This is a genomic window from Martelella sp. (assembly GCF_984369615.1).
The window spans coordinates 1-5,770 of record NZ_CFHTCS010000281.1 but is presented as its reverse complement, the minus strand read 5'-3'; the positions used below and the strand labels follow the sequence as shown (position 1 = coordinate 5,770).

5 protein-coding genes are annotated in these 5,770 nt (G+C 62.5%); all 5 read right to left on the bottom strand.

Annotated features, from left to right (window positions below):
- The coding region (nuoG, locus tag AC5DC2_RS18150; protein ID WP_491699487.1) for an NADH-quinone oxidoreductase subunit NuoG at positions 1-1,866 on the bottom strand (1,866 nt) is incomplete at its 3' end.
- An 85-nt stretch (positions 1,867-1,951) separates the two neighbouring features.
- The gene (locus AC5DC2_RS18145; RefSeq protein WP_491699486.1) at positions 1,952-2,251 is read right to left on the bottom strand and encodes a pentapeptide repeat-containing protein; all 300 of its coding nucleotides are present in this window, start codon (positions 2,249-2,251) and stop codon (positions 1,952-1,954) included.
- A 4-nt stretch (positions 2,252-2,255) separates the two neighbouring features.
- Complete coding sequence (gene nuoF, locus AC5DC2_RS18140) at positions 2,256-3,554, bottom strand: NADH-quinone oxidoreductase subunit NuoF (protein WP_491699485.1); 1,299 nt, start codon at positions 3,552-3,554, stop codon at positions 2,256-2,258.
- A gap of 9 nt (positions 3,555-3,563) precedes the next feature.
- Complete coding sequence (gene nuoE, locus AC5DC2_RS18135; protein ID WP_024707020.1) at positions 3,564-4,526, bottom strand: NADH-quinone oxidoreductase subunit NuoE; 963 nt, start codon at positions 4,524-4,526, stop codon at positions 3,564-3,566.
- A gap of 122 nt (positions 4,527-4,648) precedes the next feature.
- Positions 4,649-5,770: NADH-quinone oxidoreductase subunit D (locus AC5DC2_RS18130; RefSeq protein ID WP_491699484.1), on the bottom strand; the 1,122-nt coding region annotated here is incomplete at its 5' end.

The following is a 5,770-nucleotide window of genomic DNA, read 5'->3' as shown; positions in this document are numbered from 1 at the left end:
GTAAAGCGCGGCCCGCAGCGCCATCAGCGAATCGTAAGGCAGCGTCTTGCCGAGAATGCCGGAAAGCGCCCGGAGCACAGCCCAGTCCTCGCGCGCGTCGCCCGGCGCGAAGCCTGCGCGGTTGGTCATCTGCACGCGGCCCTCGGTATTGACATAGGTGCCCGATTTTTCCGTGTAGGTTGCCGCCGGCAGAACCACATCGGCGTTCATCGCGCCGGCATCGCCGTGCGAACCGATATAGACGGTGAAGCCGGCCTTCTTGGCGGAGAAATCAAGTTCGTCAGCGCCGAGCAGGAAGAGGACGTCCGTATCGCCCAGCATTTCGGCCGCGGTCTTGCCGCCCTCGCCCGGCACGAAGCCGATGTCGAGACCGCCGACCCGCGCCGCCGCGGTGTGCAGCACGGCAAAGCCGTTCCAGTCCTCGCTCACCGCGCCGACATCGCCGGCAAGCTGAGCCGCTCTGGCCAGCACGGCGGCGCCGTCCTCGCGCGTCAGAGCGCCCTGCCCGACCATGATGATCGGACGTTCGGCCTTTTTCAGCACATCGAGGAAACCGAGCGAACCGGAGGCAAGATCGGCAAGCGTCTGGGGGCCGGCGCCGAGATATTCGTAATCGTAGCGCAGGTCCGCCTGCTCGCCGATCACGGCGATCGGGAAATTGGCCTTGCGGAAGCGCTTGCGGATGCGCGCATTCAGCACCGAGGCCTCAAACCGCGGATTGGCGCCGATGATCAGAAGAGCGTCAGCCCTTTCAATGCCTTCGATCGTCGGGTTGAAGAGATAGCTTGCGCGGCCGTTTGCCGGATCAAGCTTCGTCCCATCCTGACGACAGTCGATATTGGCCGAGCCGAGCGAAGCCATCAGGCCCTTCAACGCGTACATTTCCTCAACCGTCGCCAGATCGCCGGCAATCGCGCCGATCCGGTCGCCGGAAACGCCGTCGACCACAGACCTGATCGCGGCGAAGGCATCATTCCAGTTCGACGCCTGAAGGCGGCCGTTGACTCGGATATAGGGCTTGTCGATGCGCTGGGTGCGCAGACCGTCCCAGATGAAGCGGGTCTTGTCGGAGATCCACTCCTCGTTCACCTCTTCATTGACACGCGGCATGATGCGCATCACTTCGCGACCGCGCGTATCGACGCGGATGGCCGAACCGACGGCATCCATGACGTCAATCGATTCGGTTTTGTTCAATTCCCACGGACGGGCGGTGAAGGCGAAGGGCTTGGAGGTCAGCGCGCCGACCGGGCAAAGGTCAACGACATTGCCCTGCAGCTCCGACGTCATCGCCTGTTCCAGATAGGTGGTGATCTCGGCATCCTCGCCGCGGCCGATCAGACCGAGTTCGGAAATACCGGCCACTTCCGTGGTGAAGCGGACGCAGCGCGTGCAGTGGATGCAGCGGTTCATCACCGTCTTCACCAGCGGACCGATATACTTGTCCTCGACGGCGCGCTTGTCTTCCTGGTAGCGCGACGCGTCGATGCCGAAGGCCATGGCCTGGTCCTGCAGGTCGCACTCGCCACCCTGGTCGCAGATCGGGCAGTCGAGCGGATGGTTGATGAGCAGGAACTCCATCACCCCTTCGCGCGCCTTCTTGACCATGGGCGTCTTGGTATAGATCTCCGGCAGCGAGCCGTCCGGGCCGCCGCGAATATCCTTGACCCCCATGGCGCAGGAGGCTGCCGGCTTCGGCGGCCCGCCCTTCACCTGAATGAGGCACATGCGGCAATTGCCGGCAATCGACAGCCGCTCGTGAAAGCAGAAGCGCGGGATTTCGGCGCCCGCCGACTCAGCCGCCTGCAACAGCGTGTAGTGGTCGGGAACCTCGATTTCCTTGCCGTCTACAATCAGATTTACCATATCCGTTTTTCCCGCTTCGCCGATGATCCGAAAGAGATCGCCGGCATTCCGTTCTCGATTGCGTACGCCCGCTCCGGGTTCCGCCTCAAGCCTTGTGTTCTTTCCACAGCGCAAGCATCGCGCCGACATCGATGCCGTCGATCGTCATGCCGTGCAACCGGCATTCGCTGATCGCGACACCCGAGAGGTTGGCATCCGTCACCGTCATGCCGGACAGGTTTGCGTCCTTGACCACCATGCCGGAAAAGTTGGCGTTGCTCACCTTCCAGCCCGACATGTTCACGTTGTGAAACTTCGAACCAGACAGATCGACATCATCAAACGCCGAGCCCGCCAGGCAGCTCTTGCTGGCATCGATGCGATCAACCTGGTCATGGAACTTCATCGGTCTACTCCGCCGCTTCCATCACCGCGCCTTCCGACGTGGCGTTGGCCGTGTACTGGTCGATCCGCTTTTCGATTTCCGGACGGAAATTGCGGATGAGGCCCTGGATCGGCCACGCGGCGGCGTCGCCGAGCGCGCAGATCGTGTGGCCTTCCACCTGTTTGGTGACTTCGAACAGCATATCGATCTCGCGCTTCTGCGCCTTGCCGACCACCATGCGTTCCATCACCCGCCACATCCAGCCGGTGCCCTCGCGGCACGGCGTGCACTGGCCGCAGCTTTCATGCTTGAAGAATTCGGCAAGCCTTGCGATCGCCTTGATGATGTCGGTGGACTTGTCCATGACAATCGCGCCGCCGGTCCCGAAGGAGGACTTCACCTCGCGCAGGCCGTCGAAGTCCATCTGCACGTCGATCATGTCCTCGCCCTTGACCACCGGGCAGGACGCGCCGCCGGGGATCACGGCAAGCAGGTTGCTCCAGCCGCCGCGAATACCGCCGCAATGCTTTTCGATCAGCTCGCGGAAGGTGATGCCGAGGCTTTCCTCGACCACGCAGGGCCGGTTCACATGGCCGGAGACCATGAACACCTTGGTGCCGACATTGTTGGGACGGCCGAAGGAGGAGAACCAGCTCGCGCCGCGCCTGAGGATCGTCGGCGCAACCGCGATCGATTCGACGTTGTTCACGGTGGTCGGAAGACCATAAAGGCCCATATTGGCCGGGAACGGCGGCTTCAGCCGGGGCTGGCCCTTCTTGCCCTCAAGGCTTTCCAGAAGCGCCGTCTCCTCGCCGCAGATGTAGGCGCCGGCGCCGTGGTGGACGATCACGTCCATGTCCCAGCCGCATTTGTTGTTCTTTCCGAGCAGGCCGGCCTCGTAGCACTCGTCGATCGCCGCCTGCAGAGCCTCACGCTCGCGCATGAACTCGCCGCGAATGTAGATATAGGCCGTATGCGCGCCCATTCCGACGCCCGCCAGCAGGCAGCCCTCGATCAGGTGATGCGGATCATGGCGCATGATCTCGCGGTCCTTGCAGGTACCGGGCTCGGATTCGTCAGCATTCACAACAAGATAATGCGTCCGGTCATCCTTGGGCATGAACGACCATTTGAGCCCCGTCGGGAAGCCCGCGCCGCCACGACCGCGAAGGCCGGAATCCTTCATCTCCTGGACGATCCAGTCGCGGCCCTTGCCAACAATCGCCTTGGTATTGTCCCACGAGCCGCGCGCCATCGCGCCCTTCAGCGACTTGTCGCGATGGCCGTAGAGGTTGGTGAAGATGCGGTCCTTGTCTTTTAACATGCTTCACTCCTAGCGCGCTGTTCTGCCGAACACTTTTTCATATTCCTCGATGCCGCCCTTGGCCAGCACGCCCGCCTGGCGCTGCCACTCGTCGCGCTCGAGGCGGCCGCCGAGCTTCAGCGAGGCATTGACCCAGGCGCATTCGCCCGGCGTCCATGCGGCGATCTGTTCGAACTTGTAGATGCCGATATCGTTCAGAAGCTTCTCGATCTTCGGGCCGACGCCCGAAATCATCTTCAGATCGTCCGGGTCTTCCGGTTTCCGATCGGCAGCCGGCGGCCGGTCGCCTTCGGCGCCGTCGAGCGCTTCCGGCGAACCGGCGCCCTCGTCGGTCTCGTCGTCAGCGCTGGCATCGTCGTCATCATCATCCGTGAGCGAGGTGAACCCGCCCTCGGGCGCGGAAAACCAGCGGTCGATCTGCGGTCCGGGCTTGATCTCGTCCCCACGGCCGGCCTCGAAGGCATCGATGATTTCTTCCAGACGCTCCGGCGTCAGGTCCTCATAGGCATCCTTGAAGATCATCACCATCGGCGCATTGGCGCAGGCGCCCTGGCACTCGACCTCTTCCCAGGACAGCGTGCCATCGGCATTCGGCTCAAGGGCTTCGGGACCGATCTTCTTCTTGCAGACATTGATCAGGTCGCCGGCGCCGCGCAGCATGCACGGCGTGGTGCCGCAGACCTGGATATGCGCCCTGGTGCCGACCGGCTTCAGCTGGAACTGGGTATAGAAGGTCGCGACCTCGAGCACCCGGATCAACGGCATGGAAAGCATGTCGGCGACCTTCTCGATCGCGGCACGCGTCACCCAGCCTTCCTGTTCCTGCGCCCGCATCAGAAGCGGGATCACGGCGGACTGCTGGCGACCTTCGGGATATTTCTTGATCGTGGCTTCGGCCCAGCGGGCATTTTCGTCTGAAAACGCGAAAGCGGCGGGCTGGACATTCTCATCGGCTAGTCGACGAACGGACATGCTCTCTTATACCTCTTCGGAGGTTCTGTTCACAGCTCTTGCATATCCCATGTTCTGGCACCGGCCTTCAACCGGTCCGGGACAGCAAAAAGCGATTCTTGACATTGCAAGGGCGTCAGCGATCACCGGTCCACCTCACCGAACACGATGTCGAGCGTCCCGATGATGGCGGTGACGTCGGCAAGCTGATGGCCCTTCGACATGAAGTCCATCGCCGAAAGATGGGCAAAGCCCGGGGCGCGGATCTTGCAGCGATAGGGCTTGTTGGTGCCGTCGGAAACGAGGTAGACGCCGAACTCGCCCTTGGGCGCCTCGACGGCGGCATAAACCTCGCCTTCCGGCACGTGATAACCCTCGGTATAGAGCTTGAAGTGGTGGATCAGCGCTTCCATCGAACGCTTCATCTGCGCCCGCTTCGGCGGTACGACCTTGCCGTCCATCGAATTGAACGGGCCGGTTCTGGCATCGCCGAGCAGCCGTTCGACGCACTGCTTCATGATCTTCACCGATTCGCGCATCTCGTTGATGCGCAGCACCCAGCGGTCATAGCAGTCGCCGTTCTTGCCGATGACCACGTCGAAATCAAGATCGGAATAGCATTCATAGGGCTGCGCCCGGCGCAGGTCCCAGGCAGCGCCCGAGCCGCGCACCATCGGACCGGAAAAGCCCCACGCGAACGCATCCTCGAGCGTGATATTGCCGATATCGACATTGCGCTGCTTGAAGATACGGTTGCCCGCCAGCAGCGCCTCGATATCGTTGAGCTTTGCCGGGAACTGCTCGCACCACTTGCCGATATCCTCGACCAGTTCGGGCGGCAGGTCCTGATGCACGCCGCCAGGCCGGAAATAGGCCGCATGCATGCGCGCGCCGCAGGCCCGCTCATAGAACACCATGAGCTTTTCGCGCTCCTCGAAGCCCCAGAGCGGCGGGGTGAGCGCGCCGACGTCCATGGCGGCGGTGGTGCAGTTCAGAAGGTGGTTCAGCACGCGGCCGATTTCCGAAAACAGCACGCGGATGAGCTGGCCGCGAATCGGGATCTCGACCTCCAGCAGCTTCTCCACGGCCAGCGCGAAAGCGTGCTCCTGGTTCATCGGCGCCACATAATCGAGCCGGTCGAAATAGGGCACGGCCTGAAGATAGGTCTTGGTCTCGATCAGCTTTTCGGTTCCGCGGTGAAGCAGGCCGATATGCGGATCGACTCGCTCGACAATCTCGCCGTCAAGCTCCAGCAGCAGTCGCAA